At 66.1% G+C, this 23495-nt stretch carries 22 protein-coding genes; 8 read left to right on the top strand and 14 right to left on the bottom strand.

Going from position 1 to position 23495, the window contains the following annotated elements; all coding sequences use genetic code 11:
* Positions 1-270: 270 nt before the first annotated feature.
* Entirely contained in the window at positions 271-483 is a 213-nt protein-coding gene (locus tag AC1DJN_RS09735; protein ID WP_025876788.1) for a hypothetical protein, read from the top strand.
* Positions 480-740, top strand: a complete 261-nt coding sequence (locus tag AC1DJN_RS09730; protein WP_442251772.1) for a hypothetical protein — start codon at positions 480-482, stop codon at positions 738-740. Before AC1DJN_RS09735 ends, AC1DJN_RS09730 begins: the two co-directional genes overlap by 4 nt.
* Positions 741-768: 28 nt before the next feature.
* Here AC1DJN_RS09730 and AC1DJN_RS09725 read toward each other — a convergent pair whose 3' ends face one another.
* The 7 genes from AC1DJN_RS09725 to purB all read right to left on the bottom strand — a co-directional run bounded on the left by AC1DJN_RS09725 (position 769) and on the right by purB (position 11511).
* On the bottom strand, positions 769-1179 hold the full coding sequence (locus AC1DJN_RS09725; RefSeq protein ID WP_478039145.1) for a hypothetical protein: 411 nt from the start codon (positions 1177-1179) through the stop codon (positions 769-771).
* 163 nt (positions 1180-1342) lie between these two features.
* Positions 1343-2779 (bottom strand): dihydrolipoyl dehydrogenase, encoded by a 1437-nt coding sequence (gene lpdA / locus AC1DJN_RS09720; protein WP_032951934.1) that lies wholly within the window; start codon positions 2777-2779, stop codon positions 1343-1345.
* Between the two features lie 63 nt (positions 2780-2842).
* Positions 2843-4042, bottom strand: a complete 1200-nt coding sequence (gene sucB / locus AC1DJN_RS09715) for a dihydrolipoyllysine-residue succinyltransferase (protein ID WP_025876796.1) — start codon at positions 4040-4042, stop codon at positions 2843-2845.
* A gap of 39 nt (positions 4043-4081) precedes the next feature.
* Positions 4082-6913, bottom strand: coding sequence for a 2-oxoglutarate dehydrogenase E1 component (locus AC1DJN_RS09710; RefSeq protein ID WP_478039144.1), 2832 nt, complete (start codon positions 6911-6913; stop codon positions 4082-4084).
* Positions 6914-7099: 186 nt separating this feature from the next.
* Positions 7100-8002: a GNAT family N-acetyltransferase gene (locus AC1DJN_RS09705; RefSeq protein WP_032978874.1), complete on the bottom strand. Its 903-nt coding sequence runs from the start codon at positions 8000-8002 to the stop codon at positions 7100-7102.
* A 3-nt stretch (positions 8003-8005) separates the two neighbouring features.
* Positions 8006-9403: a ribosomal protein uL16 3-hydroxylase gene (locus AC1DJN_RS09700; RefSeq protein WP_442251769.1), complete on the bottom strand. Its 1398-nt coding sequence runs from the start codon at positions 9401-9403 to the stop codon at positions 8006-8008.
* A gap of 740 nt (positions 9404-10143) precedes the next feature.
* Positions 10144-11511, bottom strand: coding sequence for an adenylosuccinate lyase (gene purB, locus AC1DJN_RS09695; protein WP_478039143.1), 1368 nt, complete (start codon positions 11509-11511; stop codon positions 10144-10146).
* A gap of 289 nt (positions 11512-11800) precedes the next feature.
* Here purB and AC1DJN_RS09690 point away from each other — a divergent pair, with 289 nt between their 5' ends.
* Positions 11801-13240 (top strand): class II fumarate hydratase, encoded by a 1440-nt coding sequence (locus tag AC1DJN_RS09690; protein WP_032976319.1) that lies wholly within the window; start codon positions 11801-11803, stop codon positions 13238-13240.
* Positions 13241-13321: 81 nt separating this feature from the next.
* Here AC1DJN_RS09690 and AC1DJN_RS09685 read toward each other — a convergent pair whose 3' ends face one another.
* The 6 genes from AC1DJN_RS09685 to AC1DJN_RS09660 all read right to left on the bottom strand — a co-directional run bounded on the left by AC1DJN_RS09685 (position 13322) and on the right by AC1DJN_RS09660 (position 17667).
* A complete protein-coding gene (locus tag AC1DJN_RS09685; RefSeq protein ID WP_032951937.1) occupies positions 13322-13747 on the bottom strand; it encodes a hypothetical protein in 426 nt (141 codons plus the stop codon).
* Positions 13748-13854: 107 nt separating this feature from the next.
* A complete protein-coding gene (locus AC1DJN_RS09680; protein WP_032976318.1) occupies positions 13855-14457 on the bottom strand; it encodes a DUF2884 family protein in 603 nt (200 codons plus the stop codon).
* Positions 14458-14487: 30 nt separating this feature from the next.
* A complete protein-coding gene (locus AC1DJN_RS09675; protein ID WP_478039142.1) occupies positions 14488-15372 on the bottom strand; it encodes a GIN domain-containing protein in 885 nt (294 codons plus the stop codon).
* A gap of 23 nt (positions 15373-15395) precedes the next feature.
* Positions 15396-16421 (bottom strand): hypothetical protein, encoded by a 1026-nt coding sequence (locus tag AC1DJN_RS09670; protein ID WP_025876815.1) that lies wholly within the window; start codon positions 16419-16421, stop codon positions 15396-15398.
* Positions 16418-17308, bottom strand: coding sequence for an ABC transporter ATP-binding protein (locus AC1DJN_RS09665; RefSeq protein WP_032976317.1), 891 nt, complete (start codon positions 17306-17308; stop codon positions 16418-16420). Before AC1DJN_RS09665 ends, AC1DJN_RS09670 begins: the two co-directional genes overlap by 4 nt.
* Positions 17308-17667 (bottom strand): GntR family transcriptional regulator, encoded by a 360-nt coding sequence (locus AC1DJN_RS09660; RefSeq protein ID WP_012511573.1) that lies wholly within the window; start codon positions 17665-17667, stop codon positions 17308-17310. The genes AC1DJN_RS09665 and AC1DJN_RS09660 overlap by 1 nt, the downstream gene beginning before the upstream one ends.
* A 623-nt stretch (positions 17668-18290) precedes the next feature.
* Between AC1DJN_RS09660 and AC1DJN_RS09655 the strand changes: the two genes are divergently transcribed.
* The 5 genes from AC1DJN_RS09655 to AC1DJN_RS09635 all read left to right on the top strand — a co-directional run bounded on the left by AC1DJN_RS09655 (position 18291) and on the right by AC1DJN_RS09635 (position 22251).
* Entirely contained in the window at positions 18291-18878 is a 588-nt protein-coding gene (locus tag AC1DJN_RS09655) for a glutathione peroxidase (RefSeq protein WP_025876823.1), read from the top strand.
* Between the two features lie 96 nt (positions 18879-18974).
* Positions 18975-19952, top strand: coding sequence for an FKBP-type peptidyl-prolyl cis-trans isomerase N-terminal domain-containing protein (locus tag AC1DJN_RS09650; RefSeq protein ID WP_025876825.1), 978 nt, complete (start codon positions 18975-18977; stop codon positions 19950-19952).
* Between the two features lie 23 nt (positions 19953-19975).
* Entirely contained in the window at positions 19976-21325 is a 1350-nt protein-coding gene (locus AC1DJN_RS09645; RefSeq protein ID WP_478013515.1) for a UDP-glucose dehydrogenase family protein, read from the top strand.
* The gene (locus AC1DJN_RS09640) at positions 21318-21557 is read left to right on the top strand and encodes a SlyX family protein (protein WP_025876828.1); all 240 of its coding nucleotides are present in this window, start codon (positions 21318-21320) and stop codon (positions 21555-21557) included. The genes AC1DJN_RS09645 and AC1DJN_RS09640 overlap by 8 nt, the downstream gene beginning before the upstream one ends.
* A gap of 10 nt (positions 21558-21567) precedes the next feature.
* Entirely contained in the window at positions 21568-22251 is a 684-nt protein-coding gene (locus AC1DJN_RS09635) for a DUF2058 domain-containing protein (protein ID WP_032976315.1), read from the top strand.
* A 75-nt stretch (positions 22252-22326) separates the two neighbouring features.
* On the opposite strand, the gene AC1DJN_RS09630 is transcribed toward AC1DJN_RS09635, so the two are convergent.
* A partial coding sequence (locus AC1DJN_RS09630) for a vitamin B12 dependent-methionine synthase activation domain-containing protein (protein WP_478039141.1) occupies positions 22327-23495 on the bottom strand: 1169 nt, incomplete at its 5' end.

The following is a 23495-nucleotide window of genomic DNA, read 5'->3' as shown; positions in this document are numbered from 1 at the left end:
TCGGCAAGCACCGCGGTGGCCCCACCGGCTCGTGCAAGCTGAAGTTCTTCGGCGAATACACCCGTTTCGACAACCTGGCCCACGACTCGGTCGGTTCGTTCGAATAGCGCCGACGGCGTTACGGTAGCGCCGGGCCATGCCCGGCGGATCTGCTCCCCAGCGGCAGGTTTCATCGCCCCCCAACCGGGTTTCGTCGCAAACCGTTTGCGGGCGACAGGGCGGGGCAGCAACGTGGTTGCAGGCGGCGGGGTGCCGCCGAGGGAGCCTCTGATGAAGACCTTGTTTGCGCTTGGTGTCTGGTGCCTGCTGTTCGTGCTGTGCTGGCCGTTGGCGATCCTGGCGCTGGTCGCCTGGCCGTTCGTGTGGCTGCTGAGCCTGCCGTTCCGCCTGCTCGGCATCACCTTCTCGGCACTGTTCGCCTTCCTGCGCGCGCTGTTCATGCTGCCGGCACGCCTGCTGGGCGGCGGCCCGGTGACCGCATGAGGTCGCGCGTCATTGCGATGGTGGCGCTGCTGGTGGCGGCGCCCGCGTCCGCCAAGGAGCCGCCGTCGGCCTACCTGGAGCGCGGGCATGATCCTGCTTTGGCCGCCACCGCCGCGACTGCAGAGGATGCGCCCAAGGAATCCTGCCGGGTGGCGAAGGAGTGGAAGGCAGGGGAAACGGTCGTCCAGCACCGCATCTGTGACGATCCGCCGAAGAGGGCTGCCGCCAAGCCGGCGCCGCGGCCGATGCAGCGTTGATCCGCCATCTGCCGGTACGGCGGTGGTTTCAGGATGAGGGTGCCGCGGCGGCCGGCGGTGCCGGGAACACCTGTTCGCGCAGATCGCGGTAGACCATGATGATGCGGCCACGCGGGCGCACTACGAATTCAACCTGCAGCGGCGCCCCAGCGGTGGCTGCCGCCGGATGGGTCACCGTGCAGGGCTGCTTGATCCCACAGCGCCGCAGGGATACTTCCAGGCTGCCATCGCTGGCCGTGCGCACATCCGCGCCGGGTGAGTGGAAGAGCGTCTCGRCAGGCACGTGGTAGCGGATCAGCACGTCGCCATCGCGTTGCGGCATCACTTCGACCGGCTGCACCTCGGCTGCGCGGTAGTCGGTTCTGGCTGGGGTGGCAGTGCACCCGGCCAAGGCGAAGCCGAGCAGCAATGGCAGGCGGCAGAAGCGGGACAGGTGCATGATCGTACGGCTCCATGGAAATCGGCGGCGGCCACAGCATGTCCTGGCCGGTTGCATTGGGCCGGGTTGCAGGCGGGCGGTCAAGCGGCCAACAAAAAACCCCGCCGAGGCGGGGTTTTTCGTATCCAGCAACGCTGGCCAGTGGCCGGCACTACCCGATGGCTCAGTTCGCCTTGTGGATCGCGCGCTTGCTCACGGCCATCGCCGCGTCGTGCACCACTTCCGACAGCGACGGGTGAGCGTGGCAGATCCGCGCCAGGTCGTCGGCCGAACCGCTGAACTCCATGGTCAGCACGCCTTCGTGCACCAGCTCGGACACGTTGGCGCCGACCAGGTGCATGCCCAGGATGCGATCGGTTTCGGCGTGGGCCAGAACCTTCACGAAGCCTGCCGGCTCGATCATCGCCACGGCACGGCCGTTGGCGGCGAACGGGAAGCTGCCGGCCTTGTACGGGATGCCCTCGGCCTTCAGCTGCTGCTCGGTCTTGCCGACCCAGGCCAGCTCCGGCTCGGTGTAGATGACCCACGGAATGGTGTCGAAGTTGACGTGRCCCGGCAGGCCGGCGATCAGTTCGGCAACCGCGATGCCTTCCTCGAAGCCCTTGTGCGCCAGCATCGGGCCGCGCACGCAGTCACCGACCGCCCAGACGCCATTGACGCCGGTGTGGCAGTGCGCGTCGACTTCGATCTGGCCACGCTCGTTGATCTTGACGCCGGTACCTTCGGCCAGCAGGCCCTTGGTGGCGGCGCGACGGCCGACGGCCACCAGCAGCTTGTCCACCACCAGCGACTTCTCGCCTTCGGCGTCGGTGTAGGTCAGGGCGACTTCCTTCTTCTTGCCCTTGCCGGTCACTTCGGCCTTGGAGACCTTGGCACCCAGGCGGATGTCCAGGCCCTGCTTCTTGAATTCCTTGGCGGCGGTCTTGGCCACTTCGGTATCGGCCGCGGCCAGGAAGTCCGGCAGCGCTTCCAGGATGGTCACTTCCGAACCCAGGCGCTTCCACACGCTGCCCAGTTCCAGGCCGATCACACCGGCGCCGATCACGGCCAGGCGCGCCGGCACTTCGGTGAAGTCCAGGCCGCCGACGTTGTCGACGATGGTTTCGCCGTCGAACTTGGCGAACGGCAGTTCGATCGAATCCGAGCCAGCGGCGATGATGACGTTGGTGCCCTTCAGCTCGACGACCGAGCCGTCATGCTGGGTGACCTTGACCACGTTGCCCGGCTGCAGTTCGCCGAAGCCGTAATAGGCGGCGACCTTGTTGGCCTTGAACAGCATGGCGATGCCGCCGGTGAACTGCTTGACGATCTTGTCCTTGCGGCCAACCATCGCTTCGACGTCCATCTTGGCATCCTTGAAGCTGATGCCGTGGTCGCCAAAGATGTGGCCCATGTTCCAGAACTGGCGCGAGGAATCCAGCAGCGCCTTGGACGGGATGCAGCCCACGCGCAGGCAGGTGCCACCCAGGGCCGGCTTGCCGTCCTTGCCCAGCGCTGCGTCGATGCAGGCGGTCTTCAGGCCAAGCTGGGCCGCGCGGATGGCAGCGTGGTAACCGGCCGGGCCGGCACCGATGACGACGACGTCGAATTGTTCAGCCATTGAAATAGTCCTTGTTGCATTACCAGAACCCCTCCGCGCAGGCGCGGAGGGGCGGGAGGTCTCTTACAGGCCGAACAGCATGCGGCCCGGGTTTTCCAGCTGGTTCTTGATGTCCACCAGGAACTGCACCGAGTCCTTGCCGTCGATGATGCGGTGATCGTAGGACAGCGCCAGGTACATCATCGGCGCGATCACGACCTGGCCGTTCTGGGCGATCGGGCGCTCCTTGATGGCGTGCATGCCGAGGATGGCGCTCTGCGGCGGGTTGATGATCGGGGTCGACAGCAGCGAACCGAAGGTGCCGCCGTTGGTCACGGTGAAGGTGCCGCCCTGCAGTTCTTCCAGGCTCAGCTTGCCGTCACGGGCCTTCTTGGCGTAGTCGGCGATGGTCTTTTCGATGTCGGCGAACGACATGCGCTCGACGTTGCGCAGCACCGGCGTGACCAGGCCCTTCTCGGTCGACACGGCGATCGAGATGTCCGAGTAGCCGTGGTAGATGATGTCGTCGCCGTCGATGGAGGCATTGACCAGCGGGAAGCGCTGCAGCGCGTTGGCAGCGGCCTTCACGAAGAAGCTCATGAAGCCGAGCTTGATGCCGTGGGCCTTGACGAACTCGTCCTGCAGTTCCTTGCGCGCCGCCGACACCTTGGACAGGTCGACTTCGTTGAAGGTGGTCAGCATGGCGGTGGAGTTCTTCGACTCCATCAGGCGCTCGGCGATGCGCTTGCGGATGCGGGTCATCGGCACGCGTTCTTCCGGACGTGCGCCACCGGCCTTGCCGGCGCCGCCGTTGCGGGCGAAGTTGACGATGTCTTCCTTGGTGACGGCGCCACGACGGCCGGTGCCGTCGACGTCGGCCGGGTTCACGCCTTCGGTGATGGCGGTGAAGCGGGCGCCCGGCGGCAGCGCGTCGGCAGCCGACTTGGCAGCCGGGGCCGGGGCAGCGGCGGCGGCCGGAGCAGCAGCGGCCGGAGCGGCCTCAGCCTTCTTCTCTTCGGCAGCCGGGGCCGGTGCAGCAGCCACGGCGCCTTCTTCGATGATCGCCACGACCTGGCTGGAAGTGACGGTGTCGCCTTCCTTGAACTTGATTTCCTTGATCACGCCATCGACCGGCGACGGCACTTCCAGGACGACCTTGTCGGTTTCCAGGTCAAGCAGGTTTTCGTCGCGCTTGACGGCGTCGCCCACCTTCTTGTGCCAGGTGGCGATGGTGCCGTCGGCGACGGATTCGGGCAGTACCGGGGCTTTGACTTCGGTGGCCATGCGGGAGCTTCCTGGTTTGTCTTCTAAATAGGGGGAGAGTTATTCAGCGAACGAGTCGTTGAACGGGTTGACCAGTGCATCGGCGACCAGCTGCTGCTGTTCGCGGACGTGGTCAGCCATGTGACCGGCAGCCGGCGAAGCCGAACGTGCGCGACCGGCGTAGTGCAGGCTCTGGCCATCGGCCAGGCAGAACTGCAGGTGGTGGCGGATCTGGTACCACGCGCCCTGGTTCTGCGGTTCTTCCTGCGTCCACACCACGTCGGTGGCCTTGCCGTACTTCTTCAGTTCGGCAGCCAGCAGCGCACGCGGGAACGGGTACAGCTGCTCCACGCGGATGATCGCCACGTCGTCCTGGCCACGCTTGGTCTGGTCTTCCAGCAGGTCGTAGTAGACCTTGCCCGAGCACAGCACCACGCGCTTGACCTTCTTGGCATCTGCATTGGCATCGCCGATCAGGTGCTGGAACTCGCCATTGGCCAGCTCGTCCAGGGTCGACACGGCCAGCTTGTGGCGCAGCAGCGACTTGGGCGACATCACCACCAGCGGCTTGCGGGTGGTCAGGTGCTGCTGGCGACGCAGCATGTGGAAGGCCTGCGCCGGGGTCGACGGCACCACCACCAGCATGTTCTCCAGCGCGCACAGCTGCAGGAAGCGCTCCAGGCGCGCCGAGCTGTGTTCCGGGCCCTGACCTTCATAGCCATGCGGCAGCAGCAGGGTCAGGCCGGAGATGCGGCCCCACTTTGCTTCGCCGGCGGCGATGAACTGATCGATCACCACCTGGGCGCCGTTGGCGAAGTCGCCGAACTGGCCTTCCCAGATGCACAGGGTGTTCGGATCGGTGGTCGAGAAACCGTACTCGTAGGCCATCACTGCTTCTTCGCTGAGCAGCGAATCGATGACGGTGGCCTTCTCCGGCGAATCCACCAGCTGCCGCAGCGGCAGGTAGCAGTTGTCGGTCTTCTGGTCGTGCAGGATCGCGTGGCGGTGAGTGAACGTGCCGCGGCCGACGTCCTGGCCGACCAGGCGCAGCGCACTGCCTTCATCCAGCAGGGTGGCGTAGGCCAGGTTCTCGGCAAAGCCCCAGTCGCCCGGGATCTCGCCGGCAGCCATCTTGCGGCGGTCGTCGTACACCTTGGACACGCGCGAGTGCAGCTGCACTTCTTCGGGCACGGTGTTGATCAGCTTGGCCAGCGCGACCAGCTTGTCCTTGTCGACCTTCGTCGACACCGGATCGGACAGCTTGCCTTCCAGCAGCTTCGGCCAATCAACGAACAGCGGGCTGGTCGGCGGGGTCTTTTCGACCTTGGCCAGCTCGGTGGTCACTTCACCGGCATCGAGCTTCTCGCGGTACGCATCGACCATCGCCTTGCCGGCGCCGGCGGCGATCACGCCTGCCTTTTCCAGCTGCTCGGCGTACATCTCGCGGGTGGTGGCGTGCTTGCGGATCACCTGGTACATCAGCGGCTGGGTGATCGCCGGCTCGTCGGCCTCGTTGTGGCCCCAACGGCGGTAGCACATCAGGTCGATGACCACGTCCTTGGCGAACTTCTGGCGGAACTCGAACGCCAGCTGCGCGGCGAACACCACCGCTTCCGGATCATCGCCGTTCACGTGCAGCACCGGGGCGGCAATCATCTTCGCCACGTCGGTGGCATAGCGCGTGGAGCGCGTGTCCTGCGGATTGGAGGTGGTGAAGCCGACCTGGTTGTTGACCACGATGTGCACGGTGCCGCCAACGGCGAAGCCGCGGGCCTGSGACATCTGGAACAGCTCCATSACCACGCCCTGGCCGGAGAAGGCCGCGTCGCCGTGGATCAGGATCGGCATCACCTGCTTGCGKGCGGTGTCCTTGCGGCGTTCCTGGCGCGAACGCACCGAGCCGGCAACCACCGGGTCGGCGATTTCCAKGTGCGACGGGTTGAACGCCAGSGCCAGRTGSACSGSGCCRCCCKSGGTGGMSACGTCGGCGGAGAAGCCCATGTGGTACTTCACATCGCCGGCCGARGCGTGCTCGTCGTGCTCGAACTTGCCTTCGAATTCGTCGAACAGCTTGCGCGGGTTCTTGCCGAGGGTGTTGACCAGCACGTTCAGTCGGCCGCGGTGGGCCATGCCGATCACCACGTCCTTGACGCCATCCTTGCCGGCGCTGCGGATGATGGTGTCCATCATCGGGATCAGCGAGTCGCCGCCTTCCAGCGAGAAGCGCTTCTGGCCGACGTACTTGGTGTGCAGGTAGCGCTCGAGGCCTTCGGCGGCGGTCAGGCGCTCCAGCGTGCGGCGCTGGGTGTCAGCGTCCAGCTGGTAGTTGCCACCTGCCAGTTCCAGCTTCTTGTAGATCCACTGGCGCTGCTCGACCTCGGAGATGTGCATGAACTCCGCACCGATCGAACCGGTGTAGGTCGCCTTCAGGCGCGCCAGCAGGTCACGCAGCTTCATGCGCGGCTGGCCACCCACGCCGCCGGTGCTGAACTCGCTGTTGAGGTCAGCATCGGACAGGTTGTGGAAGGGCAGGCCGAGGTCCGGGGTGTTGACCGGAGAGGCCAGGCCCAGCGGGTCCAGGCGGGCGTCCAGATGACCACGCGAACGGTAGGCGGTGATCAGACGACCGACATTGCGCTCGCGCTCATCGCCTGCACCGGTGCCGGTGCCTGCTTTCAGCGCATCCTTGGCCGCGTCCGCGATGTGGGAAATGACGGCCGAGTGCGGAATGTCGCCCGCTTCGCGGCCCTTGAAGCCGTCGAAGTAGGTTTTCCATTTGGGATCGACACTATCCGGGGAGACCAGGTACTGCTCGTACAGGTCCTCGACATAGGAGGCGTTGCCGCCGGCGAGTTGCGAAGATTGCGCAAACTGCTTCAGTTGATTGTCCACGATGGAGGGTGCTGATTCGCTTTGTGGGGTATGGCTTCAGAAGGACCCGGCACGAAGATGAATAGCCATGCACGGGCGCGTTCAAACGGCCAAATTGTACCCCCATCCGGACACGAAGGGGCAGCGACGAGGGCATCGGGCGTCCCCCGGTGTCGGTCCCAGACAGGTTGAGCGCACCGGTCGCGGTCAGATGCCGAGTGCGCGCAATTCGCTGCATTCGCGCGAACGGTCCCAGACACGCTGCAATTGCTGCTCGAACGGCTGCGAACGTGCCGGCAGCGCGATTGCCGATTCGCCGTCGAGGCGATGGCCGATGAGACGAAAGTAGAAGTCGCCTGCATCGTTGAGCAGGCAGGCCGAGGCCAGGGCGCGATCGATCGGATCGGCGACCTCGCGGAACTGGATCACACTGGGAAGGCGCTGGAACAGCGCCAGCAGCGGCGCACCGGCACTGGCGATGGCTGCGGCGTCATGCACGATCACCCGCAGCTGCTTGTCGTGGCGGGCGGTGACGAAGCGGCGCAGGGCCGCCTGTACCGGTGGCGCATCCAGCAGGCCGGGGTCCAGCTGCCGGCTGTGCAGCCACAATCGACGGCGGGCGCGGTGGATGATCGCCGTGGTGATCGCCACCGCTTCAGCGCGGCTGTCGATGGCGGAAACGGCCTGCAGGCGGCGCCGCATCTGCTGGTGGCCAATGCCAGCTTCTTCGAATTCGGGGCCTTCCGGAAGGAAGCCCTGGCGGGCGTAGAAGTCGCGTGCCGGCAGCTGCGCATGCAGGTGCAGCTCGGCCAGGCCGAGCTGGCGCCCGGCCTGCACCAGTGCCTCAAGCAGGGCCTCGCCAATGCCGTGGCCGCGATACGCCGCCAGCACCGCCATGCGGCCGATGCGGCCATCGGGCGCCAGCCGCCCGGTGCCGACCGGATGCCCGTCGGCATCCAGCGCCAGCACGTGGGCACAGACCGGATCCAGGGCATCGCGCTCCAGGGCGGCGTCGATGCCCTGTTCCTGCACGAACACCCGCTGGCGCACGTCGTGGATGGCGACGTGGGCCTCGGCGTGACTGACCTGCTGGACCCGCAGCGGGCTCATGGCTCAGCCGCGGCCGGCGTCGCTGTCGTCTTCGTCGTGGTCATCGAAGTTGACGATCACTTCAATACCGTCGTCGTGCACGGTCACCAGATGGACGTCATCGGACATCGAGTCAGCCTCGATCACCTCGACCTGCTCGTGGCCCTCGATCACTTCACCCAGCACCGCTTCCTCCTCGTCGGCGTACACCTCGTTCGGATCGATCAGCTGGAACACGCCGCCGACCAGCAACTGCTGGACCACCGCACGGCCCTTGTCGGACAGACCGCGGTAGGCGGCGGCGTCGAGCTGCTCGGCACCTGCCAGGCGCTGCGCGTCCTTGACCGGCAGGGCGAAGTCCTGGCCACTGACATACAGGCTGGCACCGCGCTTGGCCCGGCGCCAGGCCAGGCGCGCCCACGGGTGGCGCTGCAGCAGCAGGCCCGACTGCAGGGCCTCGAGCACTTCTTCCTGTGGCGGCGCGGCCTGGTGGGCCATCACCTCGCCGGCGGCGCGGTAGGTGGTGATGAAGCGGCCGAACCAGTCACCCAGCTTGTCCGGATCGTTCATGCGGATGGCGTTGAGCGCGGTGATCACCCGCGCCATCGCCACGGTGTCGATCTCGTTCGGGTCGGCCGGTGCCTTCAGGTCGGCGTCCTGGTAGCGGATGTTCTCGTCGGCGTCGGCGATCAACGTGTCCAGGTAGTCACTGATCAGCTCGGCCGAAGACGGTGCGCGCATGCCGAACGAGAACGTCAGGCACGGGTCTTCGGCAACGCCGTGATGCGGCACGTTCGGCGGCAGGTACAGCATGTCGCCCGGCGCCAGCACCCAGTCGTGGGTCGGCTTGAACACTTCCAGCAGCTTCAGTTCCACGTCGGGGCGGAAGCCCAGCGGCGGGCGCTTGCCCTTGATCGATTCACTGGCATCGATCTGCCAGCGGCGGTGGCCGTGGGCCTGCAGCAGGAACACGTCGTACTGGTCGACATGGGCACCGACCGAGCCACCGGTAGCGGCGAAGCTGATCATCACATCGTCCATGCGCCAGCGCGGCAGGAAGCTGAAGTGTTCGATCAGGGCGCGCACGTCCTTGTCCCATTTGTCCACGTCCTGCACCAGCAGGGTCCAGTCGTGGTCGGGCAGGGCGGGGAAGATGTCTTCCTGGAACGGGCCGCTGCGCACGCGCCAGCCGTCCTGGGCCTTGTCGTGCTCGATCAGGCGGGCCAGCACGCCCTCTTCGCAGGCCAGGCCGGCCAGGTCTTCCGGCTGTACCGGGGTCTGGAAATCCGGGAAGGCATTGCGGATCAGCAGCGGGCGTTTCTGCCAGAAGTCACGCAGGAAGGTGGCCGGTGCCATGCCCAGCGGCTGGCCGCGGCGGGCGGTGACTTCGATCAGGGGGGAGGAGGACTTGCGGGCGGCCATGGGGGAGTTCCTTGCAGCGGAAAGCGGGAGGGGCGGCGTGGCGGGCCGCCAAGGACTCCATTGTCCGACGTTCGATGGGATTGCGCACGTGTGCTGGTTTGTCGCGGGGTGTCCGGCCAACGGCGGAGCCCCTCGTGGCGGTCAGGCTCACAAGCAAAAGCCGCGCTTGGCCGGGCGGGTGGGCCATGCAGGGGACGCTGCAAGTCCCCCTCCGGGGCCCGGCCCAGCCGCTGGCGGCTGGGCGTTCGGTCGCTCGCGAAGCATTGCTTCGCAAGCAAAGCGCCCTCACCCCTGTAAGCTCGATGGCGCCATCCATGGCGCCAACGCCCCTGCATGGCCCACCCGCCCGGCCCCTGACAGTTTCCTGCGGGGTCCGCCACGGAATGGAAGAAGAAAATCAAAGGCAACAGCGGGTCGCGCGCTGCGCTTGCTCCAACTGCCTTCGCCATAAAAAGAGGGACGCGGCGAAGCCGCGTCCCTCTCTCAAATTCCGTCCGACAACCCAATGCTCTTCGAACCGTCACCGGACAACTGTCAGAGGTGGGGCGGGATGGGCCAGCGGGACCGTTGGCGCCATGGATGGCGCCATCGAGCCCCCATGGATGGGTTCACGGCGTGTCCCGCTGGCCCATCCCGACCCGCCCAGCTAGCAGTAATCCAGAGCCGCTTTTGACGTTGCTGCTGCCGTTGCTGCTGCCTGCCGCAGGCAGCGCCCGCGGCCGCCGCCGCAAGGAAAACCCTTAAATCTTCTTCGCCAGCGACTCGGCCAGGCCGGTGTAGCTGCCCGGGGTCATCTCCAGCAGGCGCTGCTTGGCATCGGCCGGCAGCTCCAGCCCCTGCACGAAGGTGCGCATCGACTCGGCCGTGATGCCCTGGCCACGGGTGAGCGCCTTCAGCTGCTCGTACGGGTTCGGCAGCCCATGGCGGCGCATCACCGTCTGCACGGCCTCGGCCAGCACTTCCCACGCCGCATCCAGATCGGCGTCCAGGCGCTGCGGGTTCACTTCCAGCTTGCCCAGGCCCTTGGCCAGCGAATCCAGCGCCACCTGGCTGTGACCGAACGCGGTGCCCAGCGCGCGCAGCACGGTGGAATCGGTCAGGTCACGCTGCCAGCGGCTGATCGGCAGCTTCGCGCTGAAATGCTCGAACAGCGCGTTGGCGATGCCGAAGTTGCCTTCGGCGTTCTCGAAATCGATCGGGTTGACCTTGTGCGGCATSGTCGACGAMCCGACTTCGCCTTCCTTCAGGCGCTGCTTGAAATAGCCCAGCGAGACGTAGCCCCAGATGTCGCGGGCCAGGTCGATCAGGATGATGTTGGCGCGGCGGGCGGCATCACCGATCTCGGCGATGTTGTCGTGCGGCTCGATCTGGGTGGTGTACGGGTTGAACACCAGCCCCAGCCCGGTCACGAAGCGCTYGGCGAAGGCCGGCCAGTCCACATCCGGGTAGCTGGCGATGTGCGCGTTGTAGTTGCCGACGGCGCCGTTGATCTTGCCGGTCAGTTCAACCGCGGCGATCTGCCGGCGCTGGCGTTCCAGGCGGGCGACCACGTTSGCCAGYTCCTTGCCCAGCGTAGTCGGCGAGGCSGKCTGRCCGTGGGTGCGCGACAGCATCGGCTGGCTGGCCTGGGTATGGGCCAGCGTGCGCAGTGCAGTGGCGATGCCGTCCAGGGTCGGCAGCAGCACCTCGCGACGGGCCTGTTCCAGCATCAGGCCGTAGCTGAGGTTGTTGATGTCTTCGCTGGTGCAGGCGAAATGCACGAACTCCAGCGCCGGCGCCAGCTCGGCATCGTCCTTCAGCTGTTCCTTGATGAAGTACTCCACCGCCTTGACGTCATGGTTGGTGGTGCGCTCGATCTCCTTCACGCGCGCGGCCTGGGCCGGGCTGAAGCCGCTGGCCAGTGCACGCAGGCGGACAATGGCAGCGTCGGAGAACGCGGCCAGCTCGACGATGCCCGGCTCGGCGGCCAGGGCCAGCAGCCACTCCACTTCGACCGTGACACGGGCCTTGATCAGGCCGTACTCGGAGAAGATCGGGCGCAGGGCGTCGACCTTGCCGGCATAGCGGCCATCGAGCGGGGACAGGGCGAGCAGGGCGGATTCGGACATGTCGGCAGGGCTGGGACGAGCGGCGGGGCCGATATTCTACGACGCGTGGCCTTCGCATGCTCGGTAGCGCCGGGCCATGCCCGGCGGATGGTGGCCGCGCTGCGCGCTCGCCGGGCGCGGCCCGGCGCTACCCGTTCAATCGGCCCTGCGGATGAAACGATCTGGCCCGTCCTCGCCATCCCACGCTGCGGACAAGGGAGTATCGTTGTTGCAGCCGCCAGCCCGGGAAGCGACACCCTGCCAGCCGCCGCTTTCCTTTCCCCAACTGAAGTAGTGCGGAGTTGATGCAATGAGCAAAGCTGCAAGCAAGCGTGCCCCCAAGGGATTCCGGATCGAGCACGACAGCATGGGCGAGCTGCAGGTGCCTGCCGACGCCCTGTGGGGCGCGCAGACCCAGCGCGCTGTACAGAATTTCCCGGTGTCGGGCCAGCGCATGCCGCGCGGTTTCATCCGTGCGCTGGGCCTGGTCAAGGCCGCTGCCGCCGGCGTCAATGCCGAGCTGGGCCATCTGCCGAAGACCGTGGCCAAGGCCATCCAGTCTGCCGCGGCTGAAGTGGCGGACGGCACGTGGGACGCGCAGTTCCCGATCGACGTTTACCAGACCGGCTCGGGTACGTCCTCGAACATGAATGCCAACGAGGTCATCGCCACCCTGGCCAATCGCGCCGGCAAGGCCGGCAAGACCACGGTGCACCCGAACGATCACGTCAACCAGGGGCAGAGCTCCAACGACGTGATTCCAACGGCGCTGCGCGTGTCGGCCGTGCTGGCCACCCATGAGCAGCTGCTGCCGGCGCTGGTGCACCTGCGCCGGACGCTGGACAAGAAGGGCCGCAGCCTGCGCAAGGTGGTCAAGACCGGCCGCACCCATCTGATGGATGCGATGCCGCTGACCTTCGAACAGGAATTCGGTGCATGGTCGGCGCAGCTGGCCTCGGCCCAGGAGCGCATCGAGGACAGCCTCAAGCGCGTGCGCCGCCTGCCGCTGGGCGGTACCGCCATCGGCACCGGCATCAATGCCGACCCGCGCTTTGGTGCGCAGGTTGCCAAGGCGCTGAAGCAGCAGACCGGCTTCAAGTTCGACAGCGCCGAGAACAAGTTCGAAGGCCTGGCCGCGCAGGACGATGCGGTGGAACTGTCGGGCCAGCTCAATGCGCTGGCGGTAGCCCTGATCAAGATCGCCAACGACCTGCGCTGGATGAACGCCGGCCCGCTGGCGGGCCTGGGCGAGATCGAACTGCCGGCACTGCAGCCGGGCTCCTCGATCATGCCGGGCAAGGTCAATCCGGTGATCCCGGAGGCGACGGTGATGGCCTGCGCGCAGGTGATCGGCCACCACACGGCGATCACCGTGGCGGGCCAGACCGGCAACTTCCAGCTCAACGTGACGCTGCCGCTGATCGCGGTGAACCTGCTCGATGGCATCGGCCTGCTGGCCAATGTGTCGACCCTGCTGGCCGACAGCGCCATTGCCGGCCTGAAGGTGCGCGAGGACCGTGTGGCCGAGGCGCTGGCGCGCAATCCGATCCTGGTGACCGCGCTGAACCCGATCATCGGTTATGAGAAGGCCGCAGCGATTGCCAAGCGCGCCTACAAGGAGCAGCGCCCGGTGCTGGACGTGGCGCTGGAAGACAGTGGCCTGGCCGAAGCCGAGCTGCGCCGCCTGCTGGATCCGGCCGCGTTGACGGCCGGTGGCATCCAGGCCGGTGGCGGTGGTGCCGGCGGCTGATCGAGCGGTGTGCGGGCCGAGGTCCGCACCCACTACAGGCGAGAAAGAAGAACGCCGCCCGGGAGGGCGGCGTTGTTCGTTTCAGCGACGGTCGGCGACGATGTTGCCGAAGGTCTCGGTGTAATCCTTGAACTCGGGAATGGTCTGCACCAGGTCCGGCGGAATCACCTGCATGCCCTCCGGCGGCACGATCTTGACCGGCTGCATGTTGGGGTCGGCCGGTGCGGCCACCAGCGTGTTCTGGCGCAGCACCTGCAGCTTGCCGAACATCGTCTGCAGCATCTGCTTCTGTTCGGCGTTGAGCGGGATCAGGATCTCGTCGATCTTCATCTGCCCGTCGGGCAGGATGATGATGTTCGGTGCCGGCTGGCGGCGAACGGTCACGATGCTCTCGCTGACCGAGATCTTGGGTTTGCCACGCTCGGCGCGGTGGTTGCGGTAGTCCTGGTCACAGCCGACCAGGCCCAGGCAGAGCAGGGCGGCCAGCAGCAGAAACAGCTTTTTCATGGCGGTTCGATGAAGTGCATCCGGGGCTGCCATTGTAAGCCCGCCGGGGCGCAGCGGCCGGCAACGCAGGTGCGCGGCCGGCCGGGTGCGCTGATCTGTCACAGGGGTCAGCGGTTGACGACCGTGTCCTTGCCGCAGTCGTCCACATCGCTCTGGTCCATCGTGGCGTAGGGCTTGAACGCCGGCAGCGAGGCAGCCAGGGCCTGCTGGCTGGCCAGCATGGCCGGCATGCGGTCGCAGATGCGCTTGGCCTGCGCTTCGATCCTGGCGGCCTCGGCGTTGATCCGTTTCTCGATGCCTTCGCTGTCACCGCTGAAGATGCCCTTCAGTGCTTCACCGGCAGCGTTGGCGCCGAGCTTGGCACCTGCCAGGCCGACGTCCATGCCGTCCATCGCCACCGCCACCACGTTGCCACGGTAATCAAGCAGCTGGCGACGCTGGCCATCGTCCAGCGCCACCGGCTTGCCACCGATCAGCAGCTGTCCCTGCGGGGTGATCTCCGCGCGTGGCTGGTTGTCGGCCGAGATCTTGATGTTGCCTTCGGCGATTTCCCTGCGGGCGTCATCCATCGCCTCCTTGACGGTCTGGCCGACGCCGCCCGCGGTCTCGGCCACCGCCTTGCCGGCGGTCTTGTCGGGGCTGGACGTGTCGCCACAGGCGATCAGCGGCAGGCACAGCAGGGCAGCAGGCAGCAGGCGCAGCAGACTCATGGCATTCCCCTCGGATCGGATGGTTGGACGTTACTTGCCGCGCGGCAGGGTGATGGTGCCGGACACGTTGCGATGCTGGACATCGCCGCTGCCGCTGTGCTCGACGGTGAGGTTGCCGCGCACGCCGTCGACATCGATGTCGCCCGAGCCGTGGCTGCGCACGCGGACATTGCCGCCGACCTGCTCGATATCGACGTTGCCGGAGCCGACCACGCCGACCTCGACGTTCCCCTGCACCTGCTTGAAGCCGATGTCGCCCGAACCGACGGTATCCAGCCGCGCGTTGCCACGCACGTCGGTCACCTTCAGGTCACCGGAACCGACCGTGCCGACGCTGGCATCACCGCCGATGTTGCGGGCGTTGACGTCGCCCGAACCCAGCGAGAGCAGGTTGAACGATGCGGCGCCATCGACGTCCAGGTCGCCCGAACCCACGGCGGCATGCACGCTGCCACGGGTGCCGCGGGCGATGCCATCACCGGAGCCCACGTCCATGCTCAGCGACTGCGCGTTCTCGATGCTGCCATCGCCCGAGCCGATCTTGAACTGCAGCGGCAGGTTGTCCGGCACGCTGCCACGGATGTCCAGCCAGGCGTAGCTGTTACCCATCGACAGCGCGTCGCGGCTGTCGCGGCGCAGGCTCACCACCAGCTTGTCGCCCACGCGGCGCTGGTCCAGCACCAGCTGGTCCAGCCAGTCCTTGTTGGACGCGCACGCGCGGCCTTCGAGCTGGCCGCCACCGGYGCTGGCMACCACCTTCAGGTCATGCTGGTTGATCTCGAACACCACCGCTTTGGCACCGGCCGCGTCGATCTTCAACGCGCGCGGCGCGGAGAACTTGCAGTTCGGTGCATCGGCGGCCAGCGCCGACAGCGGCAACAGCAACAGTGCAGTACAGGCAATCAAGGAACGCATGGGTGGTGCCTCCAGGTTGACGATCAGATTTCGCCAGCGCGCTTGCGCAGGCGGATGGCGATGAAGATGAAGGCCACGCCGAAGGCCGCGCCGATCCACAGGTCGGGCATCGCCAGCGACTTGAGCTGGGCAGAGGGCGCCATCAGCGCCACGATCGAGTCCAGATCCTGCCTGGATTCACCGCCACCGGCGCGGTACAGCAGATCCATTCCCGGCATCGCACCCAGCAGCAGACGGCCGACGATGTGTTGCCAGAACCAGCCGGTGGTCAGGTCGAACAGGTGCATCAGCTTGGTGGTGCTGACGATGATGCCGGCGAACAGCGGCAGCATCACTGCCCAAAGGAACGGCTTGCTCCGTGCCCAGGCCGAGCACAGCAGCAGCCAGCCCGCAGTGGGCAGCGCCCACAGGGCGTACACCGGGATGGACACGAACATGCCCATGACCAGGCTCATCGGATTGGCAGGTCCCACGATCAACTGCATCGCATCGCCGCCGTGGGAGACCACCACCAGGCACAGTATCAGCATGAAAACGAGCAGGGTCAGGCTGGAAGCGATGATGGCGATGAGCGGTGCGACGATCAGTGCACTGAGCACCTTGGACAGTACGGTCTGGGTGTCCGACAGCGGCAGCGACTTCCAGAACAGGATGCTGCGGTCGCGGCGATCGTCATACAGGGCGCCCAGGCAATAGAAGAACACCACAAAGGCAAGCACGATCAGTGGCCAGGACGAGGTCAATACCATCGCCAGGTCCAGGCCGTTGCCCAGGTCGGCCATGTCCTTGGCGCTGATGTCGCGGGTCAGCACGGCCAGATCCAGGCCGTTGATGTTCACGCTCTCGCCGTCGATGTGCAGGCCGCCGTCGCGGGCGGCACGATGCAGGGCGAACAGGCCCAGGCCGATGCCGATGCCGCTCATCAGCAGCGAGACGATGCCGGCGATCACCGGGGCGTACAGGAAACCACCGCGGTTTTCCCAGTATTCGCGCTTGAGCAGCCAGCGCAGGGTGCCTGCGGGACTGACAGGATGGTTGACGGCATTCATGCGTAGGTCCCCTTCATGACAGCGACGAACAGATCGGCAAGGCCGGCGTTGCGGGTTTCACCCAGGCTGGCCAGCTGGCTGCGTGGCACCCCGTCGAACAGCAGGACGGTCTTGCCGAAGGCCTGGCTGCGCTCGTCGATGGGCTTCAGTGCGCGGGCGGTTTCAAGCTGGTCGGCACCGACCAGCAGTTCGGTATAGCGGTCGCCGACTTCGTCCATTTCCGCATTGAGGACGATGCGACCATCGCGGATGAACATCACGTCGGTGAGGATGTGCTCGATCTCTTCCACCTGGTGGGTGGTGACGATGATCGTCTTCTGCTCGTCGAAGTAGTCTTCCAGCAGGCGCTGGTAGAACTCCTTGCGGTACAGGATGTCCAGGCCGAGCGTGGGTTCGTCCAGCACCAGCACCTTGGCGTCGATGGCCATCACCAGGGCCAGGTGCAGCTGCACGATCATGCCCTTGGACAGTTCGCGCACGCGCTGCTTCGGCTGCAGCTTGGTGTTGGCCAGGAAGCGTTCGCAACGGGCGCGATCAAAGCGGGGGTGCACGCCGGCGACGAAGTCGATCGCCTCACGCACCTTCAGCCAGCGCGGCAGCACGGCGACATCGGCGATGAAGCAGATGTCGTTCATCAGATCGTCGCGGTGCACGCGCGGGTCACGGCCGAGCACGCTCAGCTCGCCTTCCACCGAGGTCAGGCCGAGCACCGCCTTCAGCGCGGTGGTCTTGCCGGCACCATTGGGGCCGATCAGGCCGATGATGCGGCCTGCCGGAATGGAGAAGCTGGCGTTGTCGAGCGCGAGCGTGTTCTTGTAAGCCTTGCGAAGGCCACGGGCGGTAATGACAGCGTCGCTTGGCACAGCGGTAGTGGGACTGGCATTCATCAGAATTTCCCCTGGGGCAACAATTCGTCGAGACTCAGGCCCAGTCGCTGGATGCGTTCCAGTACGGCCGGCCATTCTTCATTGAGGAAGCGTTCGCGCTCGCTGCTGCGCAGCTGCGTGGCCGCCTGTTCGGTCATGAACATGCCCAGCCCGCGGCGCTTCTCGACCAGGCCTTCATCGGCCAGCTCCTGGTAGGCGCGCGAAACGGTGATGGGGTTGAGCTGGTAATCGGCGGCCACCTGGCGCACCGAAGGAAGGGCATCGCCCGGCTTGAGGATTCCGTCAAGCATCATGGCGATCACGCGTTCCTTCAGCTGGCGGTAGATGGGAGCGCCGTCGCTCCACTGGATGTCGCTCATATTCAGCTCCGTGGGGTCAGCGGCTGTGCGAACGAGAAATACGGCATGGACAGGGAGCTGTGCAGCCGACGCGGGGGGGAGGGGGAGGGAGCGGCATTCCCTGCCGTGGGTGCTGCTGCGTCCTGCGTACTGTCTTCGGAGAGGGTGGGGGAGGACGCGGCCGGCGGTGCCGGCATGGCCAGCCAGACCAGTACGAACAGGGTTGATACCGCGGTGACCGCGGGGGCGGCAAGGCTGCGACGCATCCGGCTGTTCATGGTTCCCCCTGTCTCAGGTGACTGGTGTTGTATGCAACTATAACACCGGCACGCCTGTGTGCAAGTCCTGTCCCCACCCAACTGATGGCAGGGGTGGTCACGGCACCRCAATATTCGTTCAACCGCTTGATATGCATCGAAAAAGAGAAACTGCGGAGGCGCGTTTTCAGTCGGCCTCCCATTCAGCCATGTCCATGCTATGTCATCAGCAGCGGGCTGGGACGCGCGGCAGACTGCTTCCGCCACGCCGTGCAAAGCGCGACAACGCATGCGCTCCAGAGACGTGCAGACCCCGGTGCTATAGTTCGGCCGATTCCCGGCCCGTCACGGCCGGACCCCTGGAATGGCTACCGCGGACCGTCTCCCATGCCTTTGTCGACTGCCTCCTCGCGCCGCCTTCGCGGCCTGTCCCTGTTGACCCTGCTGGCCGCAGGCCTGGCCACGTCGGCCGCCGCTTCGGCCGCCGATCTGCTGGATCTGTCGTACCGGCCGCTGGCGGGCAAGCAGCAGGTCAACCTGCAGCAGCGTTACCACGGGCAGGTGCTGCTGGTGGTCAATACGGCAAGCAAGTGCGGCTATACCCCGCAGTACGAGGGTCTGGAAGCGCTGCAGAAGCAGTACGCCGGCAAGGGATTTGCCGTGCTCGGCTTCCCGTCCAACGATTTCAAGGGGCAGGAGCCGGGTGATGAAAAGCAGATCCAGGATTTCTGCACGCTTACCTATGGTGTGAAATTCCCGATGTTCGAAAAGGTGCACGTGACCGGCGCGCAGGCCACGCCGCTGTATCAGCGCTTGACCGCCGCCACCGGCGTGGCGCCGGCGTGGAATTTCCACAAGTATCTGGTCGGACGCGATGGCACGGTCATTGCCCAGTTCGCCAGCAAGGTCACCCCGGATGATCCGCAGCTGAAAGCGGCCATCGACAAGGCGCTGGCGGCACCGGCCGCACATTGAATGCCGGCACGGATGCCTCGACATCGACGGCATGCGTGCGACAATACGTGTTTTCGCGCCGACGTCGGCGTCCAGTCACTTCCAGGAATGCAGCGAATGAAAATGGGAATGCGCGGCGCCGCGGCGTCGGTTCTGATTCTGGCGATGGGCACCTCCGGTGTCGCCCTGTCGCAACAACCGGCCGCTCCTTCGGCCGCCAAGGAGACCGCACCCTTGAATTCCCCCAAGCAGAAGCTCGGCTACGCCATTGGTCTGGATGTGGCCAAGTCGTTCGCGCCGATCGCCGATGAAATCGATGCAGCCGCGCTGCGCACTGCCGTGGAGCGTTCCTTCGAAGGCCTGCAGCCGCAGATCACCCAGGAACAGGCCAAGGCGACCGATGCCGCCCTGCGCCAGGTGGTGATGGCCCGCAGCGGCCAGCAGGTGCCGGGCGTCGCGCCGGGCTCGCAGCCGGCGAAGGTCGATCGGGTCAAGGTCGCGCAGATGATCGGTGCTTATTCGGTGGGTCCGTCGCTGGCACAGCTGAAGGACGATATCGATACCGCTTCGCTGTTTGACGCGATCAACACTGGCCTGAGCAAGGGCCAGCCGAAGATGAGCGAAGCCGATGCCACTGCCACCATCCAGTCGTTCATGGGTGCCAAGCAGGCCGAGATGCAGGCCAAGGCCGCACAGGCAGCGCAGACCAACCGTCAGGAAGGCAACGCGTTCCTGGCCAAGAACAAGACCCAGCCGGGCGTGGTGACCACCCCGTCGGGCCTGCAGTACCAGGTGATCCGTCCGGGCAGTGGCGAGCGTCCGTTGCCCTCCAGCAAGGTGCGCGTGAACTACGAAGGCAAGCTGCTCAACGGCACGGTGTTCGACAGTTCCGCGGGCCGTGGCCCGGCCGAATTCGGTCTGGACCAGGTCATCAAGGGCTGGACCGAGGGCGTGGCCCTGATGCCGGTCGGCTCGAAGTACCGCTTCTGGATCCCGGGTGAACTGGCATACGGCGAGAACGGCACCCCGGGTGGTCCGATCGGTCCGAACTCCACCCTGACCTTCGACGTCGAGCTGCTGGGCGTTCTGCCGTAAGCCAACACGGAGTCAGCACGGATATGCGCGTTGCGATTTTTGGTACCGGCTACGTAGGTCTGGTGACCGGCACCTGCCTGGCCGACGTTGGCCACCAGGTGGTCTGTGTCGATATCGACCAGGCCAAGGTGGATGGCCTCAACCGGGGCATCATCCCGATCTACGAGCCCGGCCTGGAGCCGATGGTGAAGGCCAACCACGCCGCGTCGCGGYTGGTGTTCACCACCGACGCGGCGACCGCCATCGGCCACGGCCAGGTGGTGTTCATCGCCGTGGGCACGCCGCCGGACGAGGATGGCAGCGCCGATCTGCAGTACGTGCTGGCCGTGGCCCGCACCATCGGTCGGTACATTTCGGTGCCGACCGTGGTGGTCAACAAGTCGACGGTGCCGGTAGGCACCGCCGACAAAGTGCGTGCGGCCATTGCCGAGGAGCTGGCGGCGCGTGGGGCGGATATCGCCTTCGACGTGGTGTCCAACCCCGAATTCCTGAAGGAAGGYGACGCCGTTGCCGACTGCATGCGGCCTGACCGCATCATCATCGGTGCGACCAGCGCCGAGTCGGTCGCAGTGATGCGTCGCCTGTACGCACCGTTCAATCGCAACCACGATCGCGTGGTGGAGATGGACGTGCGTTCGGCCGAGCTGACCAAGTACGCCGCCAATGCAATGCTGGCAACCAAGATTTCGTTCATGAATGAAATCGCCAACATCGCCGAGCGCGTGGGCGCCGACGTCGAGCAGGTCCGCCAGGGCATCGGTTCGGATCCGCGTATTGGCTGGCACTTCATCTATCCGGGTGCCGGTTACGGCGGTTCGTGTTTTCCCAAGGACGTGCAGGCACTGGCGCGCACCGCGCAGCAGGCCGGCCTGGAGCCGAAACTGCTGAACGCGGTGGAGGCGGTCAATGAATCGCAGAAGGGGCACCTGTTTGCCCTGATCCAGCGCCACTACGACAAGGGCGAAGGCGAAGGCGTGCGCGGCAGGACGTTCGCCGTGTGGGGCCTGGCGTTCAAGCCGAACACCGATGACATGCGCGAGGCCTCCAGCCGCCGCCTGCTGGCCCAGTTGTGGGAAGGCGGTGCGACAGTGCGCGCCTACGATCCGGAGGCGATGCATGAATCGCAGCGGATCTTCGGCGAGCGCGACGATCTGGTGTTCTGTGACAGTGCCGACGATGCGCTGCAGGGCGCCGATGCACTGGTCGTTGTGACCGAGTGGAAGCAGTTCCGCAGCCCTGATTTCCAGATGCTGCGCGAGCGGCTGAAGGATGCGGTGGTGTTCGACGGCCGGAATCTGTACGAGCCGGCTGAAGTCGAGGCTGCCGGCCTCGCGTATTACGGCATTGGCCGGGGGCGTTCGCTGCATGTCTGAAGTACCGACCGAACGCGAGCAGGCGCTGGAAGCGCGCCTGGTCGAGCTGGAGATGCGCGTGTCCTTCCAGGAACACGCGCTGGCCGAACTGAGCGATGCACTTGCAGACGCGCGCATGGAAGGCAGCCGCAATGCCGGCATCCTGCGCGTGCTGCTGGAAGACCTGGGCAAGGTCCGCAATGCATTGAATTCTTCTGATCCGGCGAGCGAACCGCCGCCGCCGCACTACTGATCCATATCCTATGAGCGATACCCTCCGCGACCAGCTGATGGGCCTGGGCTTCAAGCCCGCGCCCAAGCCCGAGCGCAAGAATGATGCCCCCCGCCGTGATGGCCGCCCGCAGGGCAAGGGTGGCGCTGGCAATGGAAAGCCGCAGCACGCTGGCAAGGGCGAACACAAACCCGGCGAGCGGCGGGCGCATGGCAATGGCGGCCCGGGCAAGCCTGGCCAGCAGCGTGGCCAGGGCCACGGGCAGGGGCCGCGCAAGCCGCGTACCGCCGAGGAAATGGATCTGGCCAAGGCCTACGCGATCCGTGCCCAGCGCGAAAAGGAAGAGCGCATCGAGACCGAGCGCCTGAAGCAGGAAGAAGCCCGCCAGCGCCGCGAGGCCAAGGTGAAGCTGGAAGAACTGCTGAAGGACAAGAGCCTGAATGCCGAAGCGGCCGATATCGCGCGCCACTTCCCGTACGGCGGCAAGATCAAGCGCATCTACGTCACCGCCGAGCAGCTCAAGGCACTCAATGCCGGTGAACTGGGCGTGGTCCAGCTCAATGGTCGCTACCTGCTGGTGACGGCTGAAGTCCTGGCCCAGTCTGAGGCGGTGTTCGCCGCTTCGGTGGCGTTGAAGGTCGACCCGAATGCACCGGCCGAGGACGATCCCTACGCCGACCCGCAGTACCAGGTGCCCGACGACCTGGTCTGGTAAGCACCGACAAAAAGGGGACGGAGGGGATTAAGTCGTTTGTGCCAAGAACGACTTAATCCCCTCCGTCCCCTTTTTTCATTCCGGATCGTAGTCGAGGTTGGACGCCAGCCAGCGTTCGGCCTGGGCACGGTCCACGCCCTTGCGGCGTGCGTAGTCGGTGACCTGCTCGCGACCGAGGCGGCCGACCACGAAATACTGGCTCTGCGGGTGGCTGAAGTAGTAGCCCGACACCGCTGCGGTCGGCAGCATCGCGAAGCTCTCGGTCAGTTGCATGCCGGCGTTGGTTTCCGCCCCCAGCAGGTCGAACAACCGGCGTTTTTCGCTGTGCTCGGGGCAGGCGGGGTAACCGGGCGCGGGGCGGATGCCGCGGTACTTTTCGTCGATCAGCGCTTCGTTGTCGAGCGTTTCGGCGTGGTCGTAACCCCAGAACCCGGTGCGTACGCGCTGGTGCAGGCGTTCGGCCAGGGCTTCGGCAAAGCGGTCGGCGAGCGCCTTCAGCAGGATTGCGTTGTAGTCGTCGTGGTCGGCCTCGAAACGGGCCACGTGCGCGTCGATGCCGATCCCGGCGGTCACTGCGAAGGCGCCGATCCAGTCCTGCTTGCCGCTGTCGGCCGGAGCGATGAAATCGGCCAGGCAGAAATCCGGGCGTTCGGCGGGCTTGTCCACCTGTTGCCGCAGGAAGTGCAGGGTGGCTTCGCCATCGGGATGCTGCACACGTACGTCGTCGCCGATGCTGTTGGCAGGCCACAGCCCGAACACGGCCTTGGCCCGCAGCCACTTCTCGTTGACGATGCGGTCGAGCATCGCGCGCGCGTCCTGGTACAGCTCGCTGGCCTGGGTGCCGACGATTTCATCGGTGAGGATGGCCGGGTACTTGCCGGCCAGCTCCCACGCCTGGAAGAACGGCGTCCAGTCGATGTAGGGCACCAGCTCGGCCAGTGGGTAGTCATCGAATACATGCAGGCCCGGCTGCTTCGGTGCGGGTGGCGTGTACGCCTGCCAGTCGCACTGGAACTTCTGGCCACGTGCATGTTCCAGCGAGACCAGGCGCTTGGCGTCACCGCGGTTGCGGTGGCGGGTGCGGATCTCGGCGTAGTCCGCCTCGTTGGCGGCGACGAACGCATCCCGCAGCTCGCGCGAGATCAGCGACTGCGCCACGCCCACGGCGCGCGAGGCGTCCTTCACCCAGACCGTCGGGGCTTTGTAGTGCGGGTCGATCTTCAGCGCGGTGTGCGCACGTGAGG

The organism is Stenotrophomonas sp. 05L414_2 (assembly GCF_056397905.1).
This window is presented reverse-complemented; position numbering and strand designations above follow the sequence as displayed.